Raw genomic sequence first — 21,385 nt, forward strand, 5'->3', positions numbered from 1 at the left:
TTCCTCGTTTCGAGAGGGGCTGCCCCCGCCCTCTCCCTGTGTGGGTAGGGGCAGCCGGTACAATGTTTACACCTGGGGCTTAGAAGTCGACGGTCTCGACGAAACCGGCGGTCTCGCGCTCGGCGAGCTGGGCCTCCAGCTCCGCGATCCGCTGCCGGGCCTTGTCGTAGGCGTACGAGACCTCTTCGAGGCGGCGCGACAGGTTGTACGAGATGGTCAGCAGGTCGAACCGCTGAACCTCACGCTTGACGAGGTTGACCGAACCGACCGGCTTCGGGGCTTCGAGCTGAACGATCACCTGGGGGGTGATGAAGACGAACCCTCCGCAGTAGGAGCACCGCTCTTCCGCGTCCGCCTCGGTAACCTCCCGCTCGTAGAAGGAGAAGTCGATGCACTGGTAGCACCTGAAATCGGTGTCGAACTTCTTGACTCCGACGCGCTTGCCGTACTGGCGGTCGGCGTCGCTGAACACGTACTCGGTCATGTGACCTGGTCTTCCGTGTGGGGCTGGTCCAAAGTTTACACCAGCCGGTATTTTTTTGCCGAACCGGGCTGGTTCGGCGTGGTCTCACCTTATCACGCTTGCCGTTCGGAGTTTCGCGTTTTGCCTGGTCAGCGGTAGGCACTCCCATTGTCCCACCGCCCGGACCGTGTGGCCGCTAGCGCTACCCCTCCCGGACCTTGCGGCCCGTTCGGCGTGGTCACACCTTAACACATTCTCCGGTCCGTACCGCAACTCCCTTGCGTGAGCTGCGGTTTCCCGGTTCTGCGTGCCATCCGTGCGCCCCGTTGCCGGGCCGTTCGTCGTGGTGTGGTCACACCTTAACACGTCCGTCCGGCCGCACTGCAACCCTGCCCGCTGGGTGCCGTAGTCCTCAGCCTCTACGCGCGCGTACCTGTGACGCTGTGCGCTCCGTCCCGGCCTGGCCTGTCTGCCCTGCCCTGTCTGCACTCATACACTCTGCGCCCATCGATGGCGCTGTGACGCTTGCGTGAGCTTGCGTGTAACTGTGGGATGGATGATCACTCATGCGCCTACATGCCCGTTTATGCCCGCGAACGGCCGGCATGGCGCCTCGATGTCCGATTCACCCGCAAGCGACCGACCTGCGCGCTGTGCGACCGCTTCGCGCGGCTGTGGGCGGAGGGGTGGGGGGATGACCCCGAGCCGGAGGCTTTTCCGGCCGCCACGTCTTAGCAGCTCGGATTCTGCCACGGTTCCTGGGTCGACGAGATCGCTAGCGCGCGCACCCCTGCACCGCAAGTTTCCGCAGGTCAGCACCGGTGTGCCCACCCCGTCACCAGGCTGCCGGCACTGCACAGGAATGAGGGCTACGCGACGAGGCCGACGAGGAGCGCGAGCGCGAGAACGGAGACCGAGGCCGCGGTGATGTGGATGGCCGTCCGCAGGGCCGCGAACTTGCGGCGGGCGATCTGCGAACGGACGACAAGCTGCGCGGTACGACGGTCCACGGCCAGGTCGGCGAGCACCTCGTCCGCGCTGCACTCGGCCCAGCGCAGGAAGGACCCCTCGGTCGCATGGCTGATGTGAGGTCGCAGGACGAACAGGGTGGACAACATCGCGGCCACCATGCCCGCCACCGCGATCCCGGCGAGCACAGTGCCGGCGACCGGGAGCCCGCGTCCGGGCAGCACCGCCACCAGCACGGCCAGCGGAATCCCGAGCGCCGTGAGCAGTGCCGATGCCTTGCTGTCTGTGCGGGCGATCTCGGTCATCACCTCGGCGTGAGCCTGGGCGAGGTGGTCGTCTGCGCTGCGCACCGCTACCCCTCGACGCGCAGGGCTCGGCGCACCGTGTCCAGTCCTACGGCGCGGATGAGGTGTGCGGTTCCGACTCGGAAGCCCTCCGGGCCGACGTTGATCACGGGCACGGGGTACGCGCCACTCTTGGCCAGGCTCAGGCCCTCGGCCGGGTTCAGCCCGAGCACCTCTGACGCCTTGTCGAGGGTGACCGCCGGCGGCAGCTCGTAGTCCGGTGTGCCGCTGTTCTCGTCACCCCGCACGGCAAGGACTAAGTCGTCGAGGGGGTCCATGGCGGCCCTCAGCGTGGGCCGGTCATCGTTCGTCATGACTTCAGGCTAGCGGCGCTCGACTCCACGTAGGGCGTCTTCATGAAGGGCGGCCTCACGGCCGCCACAGCGGCTTGCCGTCTTTACGCTGTCCGCCCTCCGGGCGGCACTGCTCCTTCGCCGCTGTACTTCTTCGCCGTCGCCCTTCGGGCGCCGCCGAGATGTGACGCAGGTCACTGGTCGTCGCCTTTCCGAAAGCAAGATCAACTAGCGACTTATAAGTGTAAGTACGTAAGTCGCAAGACCCGCGAGGCTTGAGCCCCTAGCGGGGCTCGCCAGCATGAAGACGCCTTGCTCCTAAGCGAATTGCAGGCTTGGCCCCGAAGGGGCCACCTGGTGAAGACGGAGTACGTACATACGTACTCCGCTCAAGGGGGTCTACTTGAAGATCCTCGAACTCTGCGCCGGGTACGGCGGGCTGGGTATGGCTGTAGCTCCCCTGGTCAGTGGCCGTGTGGCGTACGTCGCCGAGACAGCTCCAGGCCCGAGTGCAGTCCTCGCCGAGAGATACCCGGACGCCCCGAATCTCGGCGATATCCGCGAGATCGACTGGTCTCAGCTCGTCGGCGAAGTCGACGTAATCACCGCAGGGTTCCCCTGCCAGGACATCAGCATTGCGGGGAACCGGATTGGCATACGAGGCTCTCGCTCTGGAATTTGGACCCACGTCGTTGACGCAGTTCGCATCATTCGACCCAAGGCCGCCTTCCTGGAGAACGTCTCAAACATCCGGACGCGGGGCCTCGGCGTCGTCCTCGGTGACCTGGCCGAGATCGGGTACAGCGCGCGGTGGGTGTGCGTACGAGCTACCGCAGCTCAAGCCCCTCACCTCCGTGACCGGTGGTTCTGTGTCGCGACCCCTGAAGACGCCGACCTCGAACCTGGGCTCTAACGGCGGCGCACGCCCGCCGGCCGAACGTCGAGCTGGTGGCCACGGGCCGACCCTCGACGACGAGGCGTGCTACTCGCTCCCGTACTCGGAGGCGATCCGCGAAGGCCGCACCCCCGAAGCCGCGGTGGCCGGCACCCGCTCCCCCGCGCACTGGTGGGGCGAGTACCTCCCGACCATCCGACAGTGGGAGGACGTGACCGGCCGAGCAGCGCCACCTCCCACGGAGGCCGGGCGCAAGGGCGGTCCCCGCGTGACTGCCGAGTGGGTCGAGTGGCTCATGGGCCTCCCCCTCGGTCACGTCACGGCCGTCCCCGGCCTCACGCGCGGACAGCAACTCCAGATCCTCGGCAACGGCGTCGTGCCCCAGCAGGCCGCGCTCGCGTTCACCGCGCTCCTCGACCTGGAGGTGTAGATGCCGAACTGGTCCTCGTCCGACAGGCGCGAGCGTCTGCCGGCGGACTGGCCGCGCATCCGGATACGCATCCTGCGCCGCGACGGCCACCGCTGCACTCACCGCGATCAGTACGGGGAGCGCTGCGAGGAGCTGGCCACGGACGTGGACCACATCGTGCCTGGTGATGACCATCGAGAGACCAACCTACGAGCGCTCTGCGGGTTTCATCACCAGGCCAAGTCCTCTCGCGAGGGAGCCCTCGCACTCGCCGCGCGGCGGCGCCAGATCAATAAGCGCTTCAGGCGGACGGAGGCCCACCCGGGCCTGATGTAGGGGGTGGACATGTTCACTGCCGCATGGGCCGCATGGATCGCCGCCTTCTGTGTGATCGAGGGCATCGCCCTCTACCGGAAGCAGCCGGGCGACACCCTGTCCGAGCACGTCTGGCGCTGGTTCCACACCGCGAAGGGCACCGTGCCGGACCGGACCACCCGACTGCGCCGCTTCGTCCTGGTCGCGTTCATGGCCTGGCTCTCCGCCCACTTCCTGACGGGCGGGGTGTTCTGATGCCCGGCCCCGTACCCAACCGCGAGGACGACCTCGCCCGCCCCCGCGAACGCAAGGGCGGCGATGTCCAGCCGGTGTCGCGCGGAGTCGCCCGGCCTACGAAGGTCCCGAACGGCGACCGCACCTGGCACCCGATCGCGAAGCGCCTATGGGACTCCCTGAAGGAGTCCGGCCAGGCCGACTTCTACCAGGCGAGCGACTGGGCCCTCGCCTACTCGCTGTGTGAAGACCTCTCCTTCTACAAGAAGTCAGGGAAGAGGTCGGGGCAGATGCTCCAGACCATCTACAGCGCCTTCGAGCGGCTCCTCGTCGCCGAGGGCGACCGGCGCCGTGTGCGCATCGAGCTGCACGAGCCTGTGCCCGAGGAGCAATCCGCGGCGGTCCTCGCTATCGCTGACTACAAGAAGGATCTCGGCCTCGAAGCCTGATCTCGGGGGGTGAGCCATGGCCGTAAAGGCGGAACTCACCCTCGAAGAGATCGAGGCCCTGGAGCCCGAGTTCCACGGGCCGACTTGGCAGAAGGACGCCTTCGGGCAGTGGAAGCTGCCGGCGCGCACGCTCGGCTGGCAGATCGCCGGATGGTGCGCGGAGTACCTCGACGGCGAGGGCTCGACCGACGAGAAGCGCGTCCCCTGGAAGTTCACCCGCGAGCAGCTTCGTTTCCTCCTGTGGTGGTACGCCATCGACGAGGACGGCGAGTTCGTCTATCGGACCGGCGTCTTGCAGAGGCTCAAGGGCTGGGGCAAGGACCCCTTGCTCGCCGTGATCTCGCTCGTGGAGTTCGTCGGGCCGAGCCGCTTCTCCCACTGGGACGAGAGCGGCGAGCCCGTGGCCAAGCCGCACCCGCAGGCGTGGGTGCAGGTGACCGCCGTCAGCCAGGAGCAGACGGTAAACACCATGGGCTACCTGCCGGTCCTGATGTCCGAGAAGCTGATCTCGACGTACGGCATCAAGCTCGGTGCCGAGCTGATCCGGGCGGACCGGGGGCGCAAGCGCCTTCAGGCCGTGACCAGCTCGTACCGCGCGATCGAGGGCAAGCGGACCACCTTCACGTTGCTCAACGAAACCCATCACTGGGTCTTGGGCAACGGTGGCGTCAAGATGTACGAGACCATCGACGGCAACGCCACGAAGATGGACAGCCGTTACCTGTCGATCACCAACGCCTTCATGCCGGGCGAAGACAGCGTGGCCGAGCGGATGCGCGAGGCGTACGAGAAGGTCCGGGCGGGCCTGGCGGCCGATGTCGGCGCGCTGTACGACTCGATCGAGGCGCACCCCGCGACGCCCCTGACGGCCGAGGCCCTGCGCGTCGTCATCCCGAAGATCAGGGGTGACGCGGTGTGGCTCAAGGTCGAGTCGATCATCAAGTCCGTCCTCAACCTGACGATCTCGGCCGCGCGCTCGCGGCGCATGTACCTGAATCAGATCGTCGCCGAAGAGGACGCGGTGCACGGCCCGGCCGAGTGGGATGTCCTGCGGGACACCTCGCTCTCGTTGAAGCCCGGCGACGAGATCACGGTCGGCTTCGACGGCGGCCTCCGGGACGACGCGACCGCACTGGTTGCCGTTCGCGTCTCCGACATGGCCGCCTTCCTGATCGGCCTGTGGGAGAAGCCGGACGGCCCGGCCGGTAAGAACTGGGAGGTCCCGAAGGCCGAGGTCGACTCGGCCGTGCACGACGCCTTCCGGGTCTTCTCGGTGCAAGGCATGTACGCCGACGTTGCCCTCTGGGAGTCGTACATCTCCGAGTGGTCGGAGACGTACGGCGAGGGCCTGGCCGTGAAGGCGCCCGGCAAGGACGCGATCGGCTGGGACATGCGGTCGAGCCTGAAGTCCTCGACCCTCGCGCACGAGCGTCTCATGCGCTCCATTCTCGACAGGAAGCTCCGCCACGACGGCGACCTGAAGCTGCGCCGGCACGTCCTCAACGCGCGGCGCCGGGTGAACAACTACGGCGTCTCGTTCGGCAAGGAAAGCAGGGAGTCGCCCAAGAAGGTCGACGCCTACGCCGCGCTGATGCTCGCGCACGAGGCCCTCTTCGATCTTCGAGCCCGAGGTAAGCGGGTCCGCAAGCGGACCGGCCGGGGCTTCTTCCTGTAGCAATGTAAACTTTGGACCAAGGGTGGTGAACCATGGCCGACCCCACGCCCACCGCCCTGGCGGTGCAGCTCCTCGCCATCCTTGGCCGGGACAACGACCGGCTGACCCGGATCGACAACTACCTCCACGGCAAGCATGACGACCCGTACATGCCCGCCATGGCGGACGACGAGTACCGGCTCCTCGCGAAGCGCGCCATCTCGAACTGGACGCCACTCCTGGTCAACACCCCAGCGCAGGCCCTCTACGTCGATGGCTACCGCGCGGGTGACGACAAGGGCAAGGGCTCAGCGACCGACCTCACCTCTCCGCAGTGGGAGCACTGGCAGCGGTCCCGCCTCGACGCCCGGCAGTCGGCCGTCTACAAGGGCGCGCTGACGTACGGGCACAGCTTCACCCTGACGGAGCGCGTCAAGGGCGTGGTCCTGACGAAGGGCCTGTCCGCGCTGCGGACGGCCGCCCTGTACGAGGACCCCGCGAACGACGACACCCCGCACGCGGCCCTGACCGTGACGGCCTGGCCGGTCGCTGAAGTCGCCGGCACCGCCCGCATGTGGGACGGCCGCTTCGAGTACGCGGTCCGCTTCAAGTCGCTTGACGACGCCAACGGCGTGAAGGTCGTCAGGGGCAAGCGCCACGGGGCCTCGGAGTGCCCGGTCACCCGTTTCGCGGCGTCGGTCGACCTCGAAGGCCGGACGGTCGGCGTGATCGAGCCGATGATCCCGTTGCAAAACAGAATCAATCAGACCATTTTCGACCTGTTGCTCGCCCAGTCGTACGGCTCGACGAAGGTCAGGACCGTGACGGGCATGGCCCCGCCGGTCCAGCGCGATCCGGAGACGGGCGAGGTCGTCTACGACGAGCAGGGCAACCCGATCCCCCTGCCGATCAATCACAACGCGAAACGGTTCCTCTTCGCGGAAGATCCAGATGTAAAGTTTGGATCGCTGGACGAGACTCCGCTCGCCGGGTTCATCGAGTCCATCGACATGAGCATCCGGCACCTGAGCGCCATCGCGCAGGTGCCTCCGCACGCGATGCTGGGGCAGATCGCCAATCTGTCGGCGGAGGCTCTCCAGGCCGCCGAGATCTCGCTCAGCCGCATGATCCAGGAGTTCCGTACCGGATTCGGCGAAGCCTGGGAAAGGGTCTTCCGCCTGGCGGCCGAGCTGGGGAGCGCGGCCGGTGTCGACGACTTCACGGGCGAGGTCATCTGGCGCGACATGGAACAGCGCTCGCTCGCCCAGTCCGCTGACGCGCTGGGCAAGCTGCGCGAGCAGCTCGGCATCCCCGCGAAGGGACTGTGGAAGCGAGTCCCGAACGTCACGCAAACCGAGCTGGACGAGTGGGACGACCTCGCGGACGAGGAAGACTCCGTGGGCCAGCTCGCTTCCGCGCTGACACGGGCGACCTCGGACCCTGAGCCGGTCACCGCGGATTCGGTGGCGGTGGCCGCGTAGTGGCCCTGTCCCGCATGGCCGAGACCGACGAGGTTGCAGCCGCCTTCCATACCGCCCTGACGGAGATCGGGGCCAGGACCACAGCCGAGGCCCTGGCCCTGTGGCAGGACGTTCCGGTCGAGCGGCGGGCGGCGACCGCTGGGGCCTGGCTGCGCAAGGCCATCACGCTCGTCATGAGCAGGCGCCGGCAGAGTCGGGACCTCGCGCGGGCCTACTACCGGCTTGCCCGAGCACTTCAGACGGGCCGGACCGTTGCCGACCCCTACCACCCCGAACCGTCGTACGTGACCCTGGCAGACCTGCGCCGGGAGTTCGCGGAACTGGCAGGCGACTACGAGCCGCCGACCGAGCCGGGGGGCGAGGCCGCGACCGTCGATGACGGGGAAGCCCGCCCCCCAGACCCACAGCCTGTGGAAGAGGACGAGCCCGACTGGGAGCGAGTTCTTGTCGAGGATCTCGAAGGGCTTCGCGAGGAAGAGGAGCGCATCGAGCGCCAGGCCGAAGCCGAGCTTCGGATCGCACTGGAAGCGCTCGGCACCTCGAACCTCGACCGGCGCCTGACCGTCGAGGACGCCGACCCCGATGAGGCCCACCGCCAGGCGGGCGCGCAGCAGGCCGCAGCCGCGAGCCGGGTCGCGATGAACGGCGCCCGGTCAACGAACTGGAACCACATGCGCCGCGACCGGCGGGCGCTCGGGTACGTGCGTCTGTCCCGTACGGGTACGCCGTGCGGCTGGTGCGCGATGTTGATCAGCCGGGGCCCGGTCTACAAGAGCCGCGAGTCCGCGCTGTTCAACGACGGCGACAAGTACCACAACAACTGCAACTGCTACGCGATGCCGGTCTGGAGCCGGGATCAGTACCAGTCGAGCGAGCTGACCGCGCTCTCGCGGCAGTACGAGGCCCTCTGGCCGAAGGTCACGAAGGGCCACAGCGGAAAGGCCGCGGTGACCGTCTGGCGCCGCTTCATCCGCAGCAAGCAACGAGCCGCAGCCCAGGAGGCGCGGCAGTCCACTGACACAGCCCCGGAGGCGTGAAGTGCCCGAAGAGAAGCCTGACGAGAAGCCGACCGGCGAAACTCCGCCCGAGCAGAAGCCGGACGACGAGCAGAAGCCGGACGACAAGGCCGGTGCCGGCGGCGCGGCGGAAGACGAACTGCCCGACTGGGCCCGCAAGGAGCTGGCCAAGGTTCGCGGCGAAGCGGCCGGTTACCGCACCCGCCTGCGGGACGCCGAGACGAAGCTCTCCTCGGCCAAGTCGCCCGAGGAGTTCGAGGCGGCCCTGACCGAGGTGCGGCAGAAGAACGCGGAGCTGGAGCACTCGCTCGTTGTCGCGTCCGTGGCCCGGAAGTACGACCTTCCCGAAGCGCTGGCCGGACGCCTGCGCGGCGCCACTCCCGAGGAGCTGGAAGCCGACGCGAAGGCCCTTCAGGCATTCGTCACCCCTGCCACCCCTCCCGCACTGGGAGGCGGCCTCACGCCGTCCGACGACGAGGACGACGGCGAGATGGACCCGCGCAAGCTCGCGCGGCGCACCCGGCGCTTCTAGCGCCCCCGATGACCCCCCTTACTCAACCCCCGTGCTGACTCGGCCGGGGGTTTCCTCATGCCCCCGGAGGTAGCTCCCTTGCCCACCCCTCAGCACCAGGTAGTCAAGCCCCAGAAGCTCGTGAACGCCGCAGTCGGGATGCTCGAACAGGAGCTGATCATCCCGAACCTGTTCCAGAAGCAGGGCGTCGACCAGTTCAAGGGCGCCGAGAACGACACCATCTCCATGAAGGTGGAAGGCATCCTGCCGTTCCACGACTACGCGTGGCGCAACGACCGAAGCTCCCCGATCGTCTTCGACGAGTACGCGGAGCGGACCATCGCCGTGACCTTCGGCGGCAACGTGTACTCGGCCGTCAAGCTGACCGATGAGCAGAACGACTTCGACATCGACAACTGGTCGAAGCTCCTGCGCCCGCAGTCCAAGGCGGTCGCTCGCGGCCTCCAGCGCCGGGCGGTCAACCTCCTGACCGGCCAGACCTACAACGCCGTCATCGGCAACGCCGGTCAGAACCTTCGCGGCGCGCTGATCGAGGCCCGTAGGGTTCTGAACGCGTTCCACGCCCCGAAGGAGGGCCGCTACCTCCTGGTTGGCACCGAGTTCGAGTCGGCCCTCCTGAACGACGACAAGCTCAACCTCGCGCAGAACGTCGGCGACTCCGAGGCCGAGACCGCGCTGCGGACCGCAAGCATCGGTGACCGCTTCGGCTTCCGCATCGTGGTCGACCAGACCATCCCGGCCGACGCCGCGTACGCCTTCGCCTCCTCGGCGTTCATCTTCCTGTCCGGCGCCCCGAGCGTCCCGCAGTCCGTCCCGTACGGCGCGACCACCTCCTTCGAGAACATCGCGCTCCGCTGGGTCCGCGACTACGACCCGCTCTACATGCAGGACCGTTCCGTCGTGAACACCTACGCCGGTTTCCGCTCGGTGACCGATGTCCTGGTCGGCTGGGACGCGGCGAACGAGAAGGAGATCGTCTCGACCGGCGAGCACTTCGTGCGCGGCATCAAGCTCACCCTCGACGGCGCGTCCAACTACCCGGCCGCCTCGTCCGAGCTGGCCAAGATCACCGGCGTCTCCGACGCGAAGGTGTGGACCCCCGCCGGCATGAAGGCCGAGACCGACCCGGCCAACGCCTGATCCCGCTCGGCGGCCGTGTAAACATTGGACCTGCATGGCCGCCGGTCCCGGCGAAAGGAGTCAGCTTGGCGTACGCCACACTCGACGAGCTGAAGGGCCGTCTCGACTGGGAGCTGGACGAAGACGAGCTGCGCATCGCGGCGGGCGCGCTGGACGACGCCTCGGACCTCGCGGCCACCTACGGCCGCGACTGGCCCGAGGACACCGCGCCCCGGCTGGTCAAGACGCTGGTGCTGAAGTCGGCCGCCCGGTACATGCGCAACCCGAACGGCTACACGCAGTCCAGGGCGGGAGACGAGACGCTGGCCTGGTCAGACATCGGCCGGGACGCCGGCACCGTGTACTTCTCGCGCGAGGAGATCCGCCTCCTGGAGGAACTCGCCGGGCGCAAGCGCGGCATCTACAGCGCACCCGTCTCCGCCTGGGGCACGAAGCTCCCCCTGTGCGACGCGGCCGGGCACGTCCCCGTCGACTACAGCGGCGACCCTTTCCCCCTGTTCAGTGACGGGGTGAGCCCCTGGTGAGCGTGCAGCGAAGGCGCGGTCAGACGGCCCGCGTATGGCGGACGAAGGAAGTCACCGACCGCCGAGGCAACACCGTGATCACCGTGGACGAAGACCACCCGGTTACCGTGCGGGCCGCCTTCATCCCGCAGCGGTCCGGCAAAGCGGAGGTGCCCGGCCAGCAGCAGATCAACGTGACGCGGATGATCGTGGACGCCCATGTCGAGGGCGTCACCCTCTGGTCCCGCATCGAGTACCAGGGCCGCATGTGGGACATCGTGACGCCGCCCGCCTACCACCACGGCGACCGCCGCACCCGGCACTGGTCGATCGACATTCGGGAGCGGCCCTGATGGCAGAGATCTACGACAGCGTGGCCGGCAAGAAGCTGGAGGAGTACCTCGCCCGTATGCCCGGCGTGCAGCGGTCTCTCGACGAGGCCCGCTTCGAAGTCGCCGCGCGAGCCGAGGCCCTCCTCCTCCAGCACCGCCAGGAAGGCCACGCCCACATCGACGTGGAAGACGGCCGGATCGACAAGTACGTGATCCTCGACGACGAGCGGGGCAAGGACGCCGCCCTGTCGATCGAGTACGGCCGCGCGGAATCCGTCGTCGTCAAGAAGCGCAAGGACGGCACGACGTACCTCGACGTGATCCCGGCCGCCGAGGGCCTGTTCATCCTGGCCCGCGCCGCGAACCTCCCGAAGAAGCGGAAGGGCAAGGTGCACCTCGACTGATGGCAGGACTCCCCGACCACATCAAGGCCATGGCAGAGCTGTCCCCCGTCGAGGATCTCCTCCTCGCGGTGCTGCGCGAGGGCCTCCCCGGAATTCGCGTGAAGTCCCTCGTCGACGCGCACGAGACCTTCCCGCTCGTCCTGGTCCGCCGCGACCCCACCTGGGGCGAGTGGCAGGGCGACACCCGCTTCACCGACGCGGCCCGCATCGTCATCAACGCCTTCGCGCCCGACCCCAACGGAGACGAAGACGCGGCGGTTCTCAGCGAGGCCGTCCGCGTCGTCATGCGGAACGCCTGGCTGAACCAGAAGGTCTATCCCCGGCTCGGTCACATCATCCGCGTGGACCTGAATTCCGCGCCGCGACGCGCAACGGACTGGGCGACGGCGACCGGGCCCGTGCAATACGCCGACCTCCCTACGGGGATCTGGCGCTACGAGTCGATTTACGACGTGCAGATCCGTAAGCCACGGACTCGCCCCTACACCCCCTAACCAGTTCCCTTTCACGCAGGCCCGGCCCCTTCGGGGGTGCGGGCCTTTTGCGTGCGCGAGTAAGGATGCAGCCCCTTGGCGATCAATGACGACGCAACCCTTGTCGTTGGGTCCGGTAACTACCTGACGGCGCCCACCGGAACGGCGATGCCGGCGGATCTCCTGACCCCGGTCAGTCCGTGGCAGAACGTCGGCCACACCAGCCTGGAAGACATCTTCGGCATTACGTCCGAGGGTGGCGAGGCGACCACCATCGGATCGCTTCAGAACAAGTCCCTGCGCACGAAGTACAGCGCGAGGACCGAGACCATGACTTTCACGCTCCAGCAGTTCGACACGGCCGCCCTGAAGCTGTACTTCGGCGCCAACGCGCCGATTCTGCCGGACGGTTCGGTCGGTGTTCCCACCGAGCCTGAGCCGACGCAGGCGGCCTTCCTCGCGGTATTCATCGACGGGGACAACCACTTCGCTTTCTACGCCCCCCGCGCCGAAATCTACCGTGCGGACGACATGGCGATCTCGGACACGGAGTCCCTCGCGGGCCTGCCGCTCGGCGTGAAGCCGATGGCCTACGGCTCGAACGTCTGGACGTACGCGATCACACCGCTCGGCGGCACCCTCGCGACCGGCGCATCCGCCGGCACTCCCGGCGCCTTCAGCCCCGAGGGCGCCGCCGCCCCGGCGAACCTCGCCGGTCTGGCAGGTGTCATCGCCACCCCGACGAGCGCGTGGACCACCGGTCAGCACGTCGTGCTCGGCGACGGCTCGAAGGCCAAGTGGGACGGCTCGGCCTGGGTCGCCACGACCTGATCACTTCCGGCGCGGGTGTGTGCGGACCCACCCGCGCCGGATCTCCCCCTCTTCGGTCCGCAGCCCCTTCCCTGTTCTTCTCTCTGGAGGTCCGCAACCCCATGGCTTCTTTCTCCCTCGACTCCATCCGCGCCGCCGCTGAGCGCAAGTACGGCTCGACCGACATCACCTTCGGCGAGGACGTTGTCCGTCTCCTCAACCCCCTGCGCCTGTCGGCCGCCCGCCGCAAGGCGCTCCTCGCGCTCCAGGAGGAGATGGGCAACGAGGACAACGACCAGGCCGACCTTCTCGCCCAGGCCATCCGCACCGTCGCCGAGTCGGAGAAGGCCGCCGAGAAGCTCCTTGACGAGGTGAGTGAGGACCTCGCGATCCTCGCGGAGATCTTCGGCCACTACGGCGAGAGCACTCAGGTGGGGGAAGCCTCGGCCTCGCAGGGCTGATCGACGAATACGCGGAGGGCCTCTATCCGGATCTCCTCTTTCACTTCGGCGTCGATCTCGTCGAGGTAATCGAGGGCCGGGGGCCCTCCCCTGCACTCGTCCTTCTGCTTGTGCAGAGGCTTCCCGATACCTCCCTCACGGTCGCATTGGCATCGGGCGGACGTGAGCATTTCGGCTGGGGTCAGGATCGGCATTTGTCTGCCGACCTGTACGACGCCGTGAACCAGAACACTAGAGCGACCGGCCAGTGGGGCAAGGGCAAGGCTCCGAAGATCCCTGCCTACCCGAGGCCGAAGGCGACCAAGGCCGAAAAGAAGAAGGACAAGGCCAAGAAGCCGCGGACCGTCGCGGAGATTTACAAGCACTTCCAGCGGAGGTAAGCCCGTGGCGTCCGAACCGAATATCGTCGGTCGTATCGCAGTCAAGGTCATGCCGGACACCGCCGGTTTCAAGCAAGACCTGAAGACGAAGCTCGAAAAGATCGAGAACGACCTCGCGATCACGGTCCGGACGAAGGCCGACGCTGCCGGCGCCCGCAAGGATGTCCTCGAAGCCGTACGCGACATCAACCGGGACAACAAGTCGACCGACTCCCGGAAGATACGTTTCTTCACCAAGCTCGACCTGACCGGCATGTCGTCGGAGGTCAAGAAGGCCGCCCAGGCGTACCAGCAGCGGGCGAACCAGCAGCGCATCACCTTCCGGGCCTCCGGTCAGCAGATGATCCAGGAGGCCCGTCGCGTCCGCCAGGGCGCCGACGAGGAGCTGTCGGACCTTAGCCTCGGGGTCAACCTCGACTCACAGGCGTCGGTCTCCAAGGCGATCGGCAAGGTTCGCGCAGCGCTCGACGAACTCGCCCAGACCGACATCGACATCGACATCAACACGGACTCGCTGAACGCGGCCGTGGACATGTTCGAAGAGCGGCTCGGCGAGATCGCGCACATCAACCTGCGCGTCGACAAGGACTCCCAGTCCTCCGTGAAGTCGGCCATCGCCCAGATCGACCGCGAGCTGTCCGACCTCCGGGCCGTGAACGTCAAGGTCAAGCTCGACGAGGCATCGCTCGAAGCAGAGAAGGAGCGGCTCGAAAAGCTCCTCCGCCTGGAGATCGGCTTCAACCCCCGCTCGACGAACTCCGTCAAGGCCGCCATCGCGAAGATCGACGCCGAGCTGGAGAAGTTCAAGGAGATCGACCTCTCGGTCAAGATGGACGAGGCGTCTCTCCTGAAGGCCCGGAAGCGCCTCGAAAAGCACCTGACCCTTGACCTGACGGTCGACAAGAAGTCCATGTCGTCGGTCGAGAGCGCACTGAAGCAGATCGAGGACCAGCTCGCCGATCTCGGCCGGGAAGAGATCAAGGTCAAGATGGACCGCCGGTCCCTCGTGACTGCCCAGGCCCAGATGAAGGCCATCCTCGACGCCGAGATACAGGCCAAGGTCACCGCGGATCGCGAGGCCGCCCAGAAGGCGCGCGACGAGATCCAGGCTCAGATGGACGGGATCAAGGTCCGGCCGAAGCTCGACAAGGAGATGGTCGCCCAGACGAAGCGGCAGCTCGAAGCCTCCTTCGAGCAGATGCGGGAGCTGAAGGCGAAGATCACGCCCGAGCTGGACGCCATGGAGAAGCGCAAGGTCGAGCGCGAGGTCGAAGAGCTTCAGGACAAGATCGAGAAGCTGCGGTCGACGATCGAGCCCGAAGTCTCCCGCGCCGGCATCATGGCCTCGATCGCCCACCTCGCGGCCCTCTCTCGGGACCGGGTCGTCGAGTTGATCCCCCGCGTCAAGCTCTCGGCCGCCGCGACGGCCACGGCCATGCTGCAAGCCCTGTCGGGCGCCCGCGTCCTGGGCGACATGTTCGAGCGCCTCGGCAACTCGATCAAGAACCTCGACCGGTCGGCGCCGATCATCGGCACCCTGGCGACCGCGATTGCGGGCCTGTCGGCATGGGGTATCTCGGCGGCCTCCAACCTGTTCACGCTATCGGCATCGCTGGCCCAGATCGGCGCAACCTCCCTTGCGCTGCCGGGAATTCTCGGCGGAATGGCGATCGGCCTCGGCGTCACGGTCGCCGCCTTCAAGGACTTCAACAAGGTCCTTCCCGAGGTCAAGGGCAAGCTGTCTGAGCTGCAAAACCTGATCAGCGAGAACTTCTGGGCCAAGGCCGAGACGCCGATCCGGAAGCTGATCGACAGCTTGATACCCGAGCTGACGGCCGGTTTCGGGAAGACCGCGACGCAGCTCGGCGGGTTCTTCGGCGGCTTCGCCACCGCCATCAAGAGCACAGTCGCCCCCGCGCTGGGCGGCATGTTCGACGACCTCTCGAAGTCGATCGAGATCGCCACGGGCGGCACGTCCACCTGGGCGAACATGATCAAGATCCTCGGTGAGGTCGGCGCCGGATACCTCCCCCAGCTCGCCCAGTGGTTCGTCAACGTCTCCGAGAAGGCGAACGCCTGGCTGGAGAAGAAGGGCGAGTCTGGCCTCCGCAAGGAGATCAACGACGGCATCACGGCCCTGAAGGATCTCGGCGGCATCCTCATGGAGACCGGCGGAATCTTCGCCGGCATCTCCCGCGCGGCCACCGAGGCTGGCGGCTCCACGCTCGGGATGATCCGGGACACCCTCGCCGGAGTCCACGAAGCCGTCGACAGCAGTGGCGTACAGGCCAAGCTCGTCGGACTGTTCACCGCCGCGCACGACGCGATGTCCAACATGGCGTCCGCAGGTGGCGCCGAAGTCCAGGCGTTCTTCGGTCAGTTCGTCGGGCTCATCACGCAAGTCATGCCGCAGGTCGGCACGATCATCGGCACGGCGCTGGGCGGCATCGCTGCGGCCCTTAACCAGCCCGAGGTGTTCGCGGGCGTCTACGCCCTCTTCGACGGCATACAGGCTGCGGTGACCGCCCTGGTTCCCGCCCTGGCCCCGCTCGGCACGGCGTTCGGCGCGATCCTCACGCTGGTCAGCTCGTTCCTGACGATGCTCGGCCCGCTGGTCGCCGCCGTTCTGACGCCTCTGTCCGAGGCGTTCGTCATGCTGGTGCCGGCGATCGAGCCGCTGATCGCCCTCCTCGGCGAGGCCCTGGGCGGCGTCGTAGCCGCGCTGGCCCCGCTGATCATGGCCGTCGTCACGGCGCTCGTTCCGCTGATCGAGGCCCTGGTCGCTGGCCTCCAGCCGATCATTCCGCTCATCGTCGAGACGCTGTCCGCGATGTCGGCTGCACTTCAGCCGATTATCGAAATCCTGATGCAGATCTTGACGGCCGCGATTCTGCCGCTCATCCCGGTAGTCCAGTCGCTCGCCGCCGAATACCTGCCCAAGATTTCGGAAGCGTTTTCCGCAGTCATGACGGCGGTCCAGCCGTTCTTGAACGCCCTGCTTCAGGTCGTGAACTTCCTGATGCCGATCCTGGCGCCAGCGATCGAGTTCATAGCCGGGCTCCTGCTTGATTCCCTAGTCGCCGCCATCAACGGCGTGGCCGATGTGTTCACCGGTCTCTGGAACGTCTTCAAGGGCGTCTGGGACATGATCGTCGGCTATTTCAAGATGGTCGTCGGCATCTTCGTCGGCACCCTCACGGGTGACTGGAGCATGTTCGAGGACGGCCTCAAGCAGATCTGGAACGGCATCAAGACGTTCCTGTCCGGTCTGTGGGACGTCATCAAGGGCGCCTTCATGATCTTCCTGAATGTCGGAATTCTCGGCGTCGGAAAGAAGATCCTGACCGGAATCAAGAGCCTCTGGGACAACTCCTGGAACAGTATCAAGACGTTCGCGATCGGGCTCTGGAACTCGCTGAAGGCGAACTTCTCGACGTTCATGACGAACCTGCGGAACGCTCCGGGCGCCGCACTTCGGGAGATCATCAAGTTCTTCGGTGATTGCTGGAGGACGATCAGGTCCGAGGCGGGTACCGCCTGGGAAGCGGTCAAGAAGGTCTTCTCCGAGAAGATCGACGACTGCGTCAAGTTCGTCAGGGACATCCCGAAGAACGTCAAGGAGATCTTCTCCGACGCGAAGAGCCTGCTCCTCGACGCCGGCAGGAAGATCATCACCGGTCTGATCGACGGACTGAAGTCGATGATCGGGTCCGTCAAGAGCACGCTCGGCGACCTGACGAGCAAGATCGCCGACTGGAAGGGCCCGGCGCCCAAGGACGCGATCCTCCTCTACGACGCCGGTCGACTGATCATCCAGGGCCTCATCAAGGGCCTGGAGTCCCAGTACGACGCCGTCAAGAAGTCGCTCAACGAGCTGACGGCGCGGATTCCGAAGAACGCTTCGAAGGGCCTCAAGGACCGGATCAACCGGGACCGGGCCCAGCTCCTCAAGCTGGCCTCCGCCTGGGAGGCCGGGGCGAAGAAGCTCGAAGCCGCTCAGGCCAAGCTCGACAAGCTCCGCGAGCAGATGTCCGACTACGCCGCGCGGGTCGCGGACCGGGTGCTCGACACGGGCGACGTGACCAAGGTCAAGGACGCGACCTTCGAGACGGTCACGGACTCCCTCAAGAACGCGGTCGAACAGGCTAAGCGTTTTGCGGCCGTCCTCGCGAAGCTCAAGAAGCTCGGGCTCAACCAGACCTCGTTCGACCAGATCGCCATGGCCGGACCGGAGGCCGGGCTCGCCGCAGCCGAGGCCATCGCCAACGCGGGCGCATCCGGTGTGTCCGAGATCAACGACTTGCAGAAGGAGTTGCAGAAGTACGCCACGCAGGCCGGATCGACCGCTTCGCACTACATGTACGACGCGGGGGTCCGGGCGGCCGAGGGCCTCGTCAAGGGCCTGGAGGCGCAGCAGTCCAGCATCGAGAAGCAGATGCTCAAGATCGCCGACGCCATGGTGAAGGCGATCAAGAAGGCGCTGGACATCCACAGCCCTTCGAGGCTGTTCCGCAAGCTCGGCTCGTTCGTCGGCGAGGGCTTCGGCCTCGGTGTCGAGGACGAGCGCGGGCGGGTCGAGCGCGCGGCGAACGCGCTCGCATCGAGCGCCACCTCGGGGGCGTCCCGCGAGGTCACGGCCGCTGTCTCTGGCGGCCTGACGGCTGCCGGGTCCGGCCAGGCCGTGACGAAGGTTCTCAACTACTACGCGGGTTCCGGAAGCTCCCTCTCGTCCGAGGAGGAGCTGTTCGCGGCTGCCTCGCGGGCAAGGATGGTCGGCTGGTGAAGCTCGAACTGAGCAGCGCCTCGGACAGGCTCAGCCTGGACGGGTTCGAGATGGAAGGGGTGGGGTTCCAGGCCCTTGCCGGGGCTACCGGCCTGGGCCTCCCCCAGCTCTCCGTTCAGTGGCTCGAAGGAGCGGGGGACGGCGCCGCCTATCGCGGGCGGCGCGTTCTGCCCCGCGACATCGACATCCCCCTCGACATCGTGGGGAGGGACAGGGCGCACCTGTCTGAACTGGTGACTCGTCTCGCGCGGGTGCTGGCAGATGAGAGCGGCCTGACCCTGACGTACATCGACAGCGAGGGCGGACGCTGGTCGACGCCGGTCGCATGGATCGGTGGCGGGGAGATGGACGCAGGCGCCGGAACGCGGGACGTGCAGACCGTCATCACCCTGCGGGCGCCGTCCCCCTACTTCCTCGCCGAGTCACCGCAGACGGTCACGATCGGCGGGGCCACAGCCGGCGCCTTCCTGTCGTCCATGTCGTCCATGCCGCTCGCCTCGTCCCAGGCGATCGGCTCCGTGCAGCTCTCCAACGAGGGCGACGTGCCCGCCTACCCCACCTTCCAGGTGTTCGGGCCGGGCGACAACTTCAAGGCGATCGGCCCGAAGGGACAGACGTTGCACTACACAGGGGCGATCACGTCCATGGGCAGCATCAACGTGGACATGGGGACTGGCGTCGTGCGCGACGGCGCGCAGACGAACGTGTACCGCTACCTCGCCCCGGCCCCGAGCTTTTGGGCCGTCCCGCCCGGCACTTCGACGGTCTCCGTCTCGCTCCTGAACACGACGGCCGCCTCGAAGATCGTCGTCTCGTGGCGTCCTCGCAAGTGGGTGGTGATCTAGTGAGGCAAGACGATCTCCTCGTCGAGGTGCGCGACAAGACGCTGACTCGCGTCGGGGCCATCCCCGCGGATCTCTTGACCATGGATGCCGAGGACATCCACAACAACGTCGGCACGTGGAAGCTCCAGATCAACGCCGAGCACCCGCTCGCCGCCGTCCTGTCGACGCCCGGCGCGGGCATCATCGTGACCGGCCCAAGCGACGTGCTGTTCTCCGGGCCGGTGACGAAGACGGAGACGGCCGTCACGGCGACCGATCCCCTTGGCACGCTAACCGTCGAGGGCGTGGACGACACGATCATCTTGTCGGACATGCTCGCCTGGCCCGACCCGGCCAACGGCAACGCCAACTCGCAGAACTTCGCCTACGACGAGCGCACCGGCGCGGCCGAGACGCTCATGCACGCGTACGTCAACGCGAACTGCGGCCCGAGCGCCCCGGCCAACCGTCGCCGGGCCGGGCTCATCATGGGTACCAACGGCGCGCGGGGCGCGAGCGTCTCGAAGGCCGCGCGCTTCCAGCAGCTCGGAGAGCTGTGCAAGGAGCTGGCTGATCCTGCCGGGCTCGGCTTCCGCGTCGTGCAGCGGGGGGCGAACCTGGTCTTCGAGACGTACGCGGTCGCCGACCGGACGAAGGAGGCCCGGCTCGGCGTCGTGAACAACACGCTCGCCGGTCAGCGGGTGGCAGTGTCCACCCCACAGAAGACGCGGGTCATCGTGGGCGGCGACGGGGACGGTTCGAACCGGCTGTTCGTCGGTGTCGACAACGCCGACTCGCTCGCGGCCGAGGCCGACTGGGGCCGGCGGATCGAGAACTTCATCGACGAGCGCTCTTCGACCGACACGGCCGAGCTGACGCAGAAGGGCACGGAGGCTCTCGCGGACGGCGGCACTACGGTCAGGGCGGCGCAGGCCGTCCCCATGGAGGACAGCGCCCTCGACTTCGGCCGCGACTGGTTCCTCGGAGACAGGGTCTCCGTGATCGTGGGCAACGCCGAGATGGCGGCCGTGGTCACCGGCATGGTCCTGAAGGTCGACTCGGACGGCTACCGGCTTGGCGCCATCCTGGGTGACCCGACCCCGCTCGACGCTGCGGCGGCCGAGGCGAAAGCCGTGAAGGGTCTGGAATCCCGGGTCTCCTCGCTGGAGCGCACGGCCGAAGCGATGCCCGCAGGCCCTCGCGAACTGCCGGCGATCACCATCACCCAGGCCAGCCCCACGGACGCCTACCCGGAGGGCGCGTCCATCTCGTACCTCACCGCGGCCGAGGCTACGGCCGGTGGCTGGGACTTCGGCGGCAAGTACGGCTTCCTTATGACCCGTAGGCACGAGAACGGCGACGCCTTCCAGACGTGGAGCCGCGTCCACGCCGCGAGCACCAACCGTGAGGACTGGGTTCGCGGCGGCAACCGCAGCACAGGTTGGGCACCCTGGCGGCACCTCGGCTACGTACAGATCATCGACTCAGCGGACTTCACGCAGTCCACAGCCCCCACGGCCTACCCGTATGGCGAGTCACGCCTCTACGTCAACTCCGCCGCTTCAGTCAACGGCGGTTGGGGATTCGCGCCCATGTGGGGCTACATCCTGACCACGGCGACGAGCACCGGCTACGTTACGCAGCGGTGGACCCGACTCGGTGCCAGCTCCGAAGCCCATCAGGAGTGGCAGAGGCACGGAAGCCCGGAGTCGGGTTGGTCCGCCTGGCGTCAGCTCTCGTACGCCAATGAGACCGCACGGGGGGTCAAGGCCCTCCAGACCCTCGGCACGAGCGCGTACGTCGGCGATACGGCGACGATGGTCTACACACAGCAGTTCACGGCTGAGGCGGGCCGGTGCTACAAGGTCACGCTCCGGGTCGCCTCCGTGGACACGGACGGCGCGGGCGACAATGCCAACGCGAGTATCCGTTACGCGAAGCAGAGCGCCTTCACCTGCATTCGGTGGGCCACCGGCACCACCGTGACCCCGTCGAGCACGCTTGCCGCCGACTTCTACAGCACGGTCTACGACGACGACTCAAGCACGTCGACCGGTCTGAACATCGACTGCTTCATCAACAACCCCCCGGCCGGACCGATCACGGTCGGCGTCACGCTCAACACCCGCAGGGCCGCCGCGACGTACGGCATGGTGCGCTACCTGCCGAGCGGGATGTCGCAACTGGCGATCGAGGACGCGGGCGCGGCCCTTTAAGGAGT

General features: G+C 67.1%; 23 protein-coding genes. 20 read left to right on the plus strand and 3 right to left on the minus strand.

The window, feature by feature from the left end; all coding sequences use genetic code 11:
• Positions 1 to 79 precede the first annotated feature (79 nt).
• From ACIPXC_RS06825 to ACIPXC_RS06835, 3 genes are all read right to left on the minus strand, one after another.
• Positions 80 to 484 (minus strand): hypothetical protein, encoded by a 405-nt coding sequence (locus tag ACIPXC_RS06825; RefSeq protein ID WP_401614230.1) that lies wholly within the window; start codon positions 482 to 484, stop codon positions 80 to 82.
• An 848-nt stretch (positions 485 to 1,332) separates the two neighbouring features.
• Positions 1,333 to 1,782: a Pycsar system effector family protein gene (locus ACIPXC_RS06830; RefSeq protein ID WP_401614232.1), complete on the minus strand. Its 450-nt coding sequence runs from the start codon at positions 1,780 to 1,782 to the stop codon at positions 1,333 to 1,335.
• A gap of 2 nt (positions 1,783 to 1,784) precedes the next feature.
• A complete protein-coding gene (locus ACIPXC_RS06835) occupies positions 1,785 to 2,090 on the minus strand; it encodes a hypothetical protein (RefSeq protein ID WP_401614234.1) in 306 nt (101 codons plus the stop codon).
• Positions 2,091 to 2,472: 382 nt separating this feature from the next.
• Between ACIPXC_RS06835 and ACIPXC_RS06840 the strand changes: the two genes are divergently transcribed.
• From ACIPXC_RS06840 to ACIPXC_RS06935, 20 genes are all read left to right on the plus strand, one after another.
• Positions 2,473 to 2,982, plus strand: coding sequence for a DNA cytosine methyltransferase (locus ACIPXC_RS06840; protein ID WP_401614236.1), 510 nt, complete (start codon positions 2,473 to 2,475; stop codon positions 2,980 to 2,982).
• Between the two features lie 250 nt (positions 2,983 to 3,232).
• Complete coding sequence (locus ACIPXC_RS06845; RefSeq protein WP_386363217.1) at positions 3,233 to 3,394, plus strand: hypothetical protein; 162 nt, start codon at positions 3,233 to 3,235, stop codon at positions 3,392 to 3,394.
• Positions 3,395 to 3,709 carry an HNH endonuclease gene (locus ACIPXC_RS06850; protein WP_401614238.1) on the plus strand — a complete coding sequence of 105 codons (315 nt, stop codon included), beginning with the start codon at positions 3,395 to 3,397 and terminating at the stop codon, positions 3,707 to 3,709.
• Positions 3,710 to 3,718: 9 nt separating this feature from the next.
• Positions 3,719 to 3,943, plus strand: coding sequence for a hypothetical protein (locus ACIPXC_RS06855; RefSeq protein ID WP_401614240.1), 225 nt, complete (start codon positions 3,719 to 3,721; stop codon positions 3,941 to 3,943).
• Positions 3,943 to 4,371, plus strand: a complete 429-nt coding sequence (locus tag ACIPXC_RS06860) for a hypothetical protein (RefSeq protein WP_361586572.1) — start codon at positions 3,943 to 3,945, stop codon at positions 4,369 to 4,371. The genes ACIPXC_RS06855 and ACIPXC_RS06860 overlap by 1 nt, the downstream gene beginning before the upstream one ends.
• Before the next feature lie 16 nt (positions 4,372 to 4,387).
• On the plus strand, positions 4,388 to 6,046 hold the full coding sequence (locus ACIPXC_RS06865; RefSeq protein WP_401614243.1) for a terminase: 1,659 nt from the start codon (positions 4,388 to 4,390) through the stop codon (positions 6,044 to 6,046).
• A 32-nt stretch (positions 6,047 to 6,078) separates the two neighbouring features.
• Positions 6,079 to 7,506, plus strand: a complete 1,428-nt coding sequence (locus ACIPXC_RS06870) for a phage portal protein (protein ID WP_401614245.1) — start codon at positions 6,079 to 6,081, stop codon at positions 7,504 to 7,506.
• Between the two features lie 14 nt (positions 7,507 to 7,520).
• On the plus strand, positions 7,521 to 8,543 hold the full coding sequence (locus ACIPXC_RS06875) for a hypothetical protein (RefSeq protein WP_401614247.1): 1,023 nt from the start codon (positions 7,521 to 7,523) through the stop codon (positions 8,541 to 8,543).
• A 1-nt stretch (position 8,544) separates the two neighbouring features.
• Complete coding sequence (locus ACIPXC_RS06880) at positions 8,545 to 9,054, plus strand: hypothetical protein (RefSeq protein ID WP_401614249.1); 510 nt, start codon at positions 8,545 to 8,547, stop codon at positions 9,052 to 9,054.
• A 78-nt stretch (positions 9,055 to 9,132) separates the two neighbouring features.
• Positions 9,133 to 10,194, plus strand: a complete 1,062-nt coding sequence (locus tag ACIPXC_RS06885) for a hypothetical protein (RefSeq protein ID WP_401614251.1) — start codon at positions 9,133 to 9,135, stop codon at positions 10,192 to 10,194.
• Positions 10,195 to 10,259: 65 nt separating this feature from the next.
• Positions 10,260 to 10,718, plus strand: a complete 459-nt coding sequence (locus ACIPXC_RS06890; RefSeq protein WP_401614253.1) for a hypothetical protein — start codon at positions 10,260 to 10,262, stop codon at positions 10,716 to 10,718.
• A gap of 83 nt (positions 10,719 to 10,801) precedes the next feature.
• The gene (locus tag ACIPXC_RS06895) at positions 10,802 to 11,050 is read left to right on the plus strand and encodes a phage head-tail adapter protein (protein WP_401614255.1); all 249 of its coding nucleotides are present in this window, start codon (positions 10,802 to 10,804) and stop codon (positions 11,048 to 11,050) included.
• Positions 11,050 to 11,433, plus strand: coding sequence for a DUF5403 family protein (locus tag ACIPXC_RS06900; RefSeq protein WP_401614257.1), 384 nt, complete (start codon positions 11,050 to 11,052; stop codon positions 11,431 to 11,433). The genes ACIPXC_RS06895 and ACIPXC_RS06900 overlap by 1 nt, the downstream gene beginning before the upstream one ends.
• Positions 11,433 to 11,927: a hypothetical protein gene (locus tag ACIPXC_RS06905; protein WP_401614259.1), complete on the plus strand. Its 495-nt coding sequence runs from the start codon at positions 11,433 to 11,435 to the stop codon at positions 11,925 to 11,927. Before ACIPXC_RS06900 ends, ACIPXC_RS06905 begins: the two co-directional genes overlap by 1 nt.
• A gap of 75 nt (positions 11,928 to 12,002) precedes the next feature.
• Positions 12,003 to 12,737, plus strand: a complete 735-nt coding sequence (locus ACIPXC_RS06910) for a hypothetical protein (protein ID WP_401614261.1) — start codon at positions 12,003 to 12,005, stop codon at positions 12,735 to 12,737.
• A gap of 101 nt (positions 12,738 to 12,838) precedes the next feature.
• Positions 12,839 to 13,177, plus strand: a complete 339-nt coding sequence (locus ACIPXC_RS06915) for a phage tail assembly protein (RefSeq protein ID WP_401614263.1) — start codon at positions 12,839 to 12,841, stop codon at positions 13,175 to 13,177.
• A gap of 194 nt (positions 13,178 to 13,371) precedes the next feature.
• Positions 13,372 to 13,557 (plus strand): hypothetical protein, encoded by a 186-nt coding sequence (locus tag ACIPXC_RS06920; protein WP_401614265.1) that lies wholly within the window; start codon positions 13,372 to 13,374, stop codon positions 13,555 to 13,557.
• Positions 13,558 to 13,561: 4 nt separating this feature from the next.
• Complete coding sequence (locus ACIPXC_RS06925; protein ID WP_401614267.1) at positions 13,562 to 18,340, plus strand: hypothetical protein; 4,779 nt, start codon at positions 13,562 to 13,564, stop codon at positions 18,338 to 18,340.
• Positions 18,337 to 19,185, plus strand: coding sequence for a phage tail domain-containing protein (locus ACIPXC_RS06930; protein WP_401614269.1), 849 nt, complete (start codon positions 18,337 to 18,339; stop codon positions 19,183 to 19,185). The genes ACIPXC_RS06925 and ACIPXC_RS06930 overlap by 4 nt, the downstream gene beginning before the upstream one ends.
• On the plus strand, positions 19,185 to 21,380 hold the full coding sequence (locus ACIPXC_RS06935) for a hypothetical protein (RefSeq protein WP_401614271.1): 2,196 nt from the start codon (positions 19,185 to 19,187) through the stop codon (positions 21,378 to 21,380). The genes ACIPXC_RS06930 and ACIPXC_RS06935 overlap by 1 nt, the downstream gene beginning before the upstream one ends.
• Positions 21,381 to 21,385 lie beyond the last annotated feature (5 nt).

This window comes from Streptomyces sp. NPDC090021 (assembly GCF_044748225.1).
Lineage (GTDB): Bacteria > Actinomycetota > Actinomycetes > Streptomycetales > Streptomycetaceae > Streptomyces.

Coding starts and splice junctions, on each gene's coding strand:
- ACIPXC_RS06855 (WP_401614240.1), top strand. CDS start 3,719: ATGTTCACTGCCGCATGGGCCGCATGGATCGCCGCCTTCTGTGTGATC.
- ACIPXC_RS06860 (WP_361586572.1), top strand. CDS start 3,943: ATGCCCGGCCCCGTACCCAACCGCGAGGACGACCTCGCCCGCCCCCGC.
- ACIPXC_RS06825 (WP_401614230.1), bottom strand. CDS start 484: ATGACCGAGTACGTGTTCAGCGACGCCGACCGCCAGTACGGCAAGCGC.
- ACIPXC_RS06850 (WP_401614238.1), top strand. CDS start 3,395: ATGCCGAACTGGTCCTCGTCCGACAGGCGCGAGCGTCTGCCGGCGGAC.
- ACIPXC_RS06865 (WP_401614243.1), top strand. CDS start 4,388: ATGGCCGTAAAGGCGGAACTCACCCTCGAAGAGATCGAGGCCCTGGAG.
- ACIPXC_RS06875 (WP_401614247.1), top strand. CDS start 7,521: ATGGCCGAGACCGACGAGGTTGCAGCCGCCTTCCATACCGCCCTGACG.
- ACIPXC_RS06870 (WP_401614245.1), top strand. CDS start 6,079: ATGGCCGACCCCACGCCCACCGCCCTGGCGGTGCAGCTCCTCGCCATC.
- ACIPXC_RS06900 (WP_401614257.1), top strand. CDS start 11,050: ATGGCAGAGATCTACGACAGCGTGGCCGGCAAGAAGCTGGAGGAGTAC.
- ACIPXC_RS06915 (WP_401614263.1), top strand. CDS start 12,839: ATGGCTTCTTTCTCCCTCGACTCCATCCGCGCCGCCGCTGAGCGCAAG.
- ACIPXC_RS06835 (WP_401614234.1), bottom strand. CDS start 2,090: ATGACGAACGATGACCGGCCCACGCTGAGGGCCGCCATGGACCCCCTC.
- ACIPXC_RS06905 (WP_401614259.1), top strand. CDS start 11,433: ATGGCAGGACTCCCCGACCACATCAAGGCCATGGCAGAGCTGTCCCCC.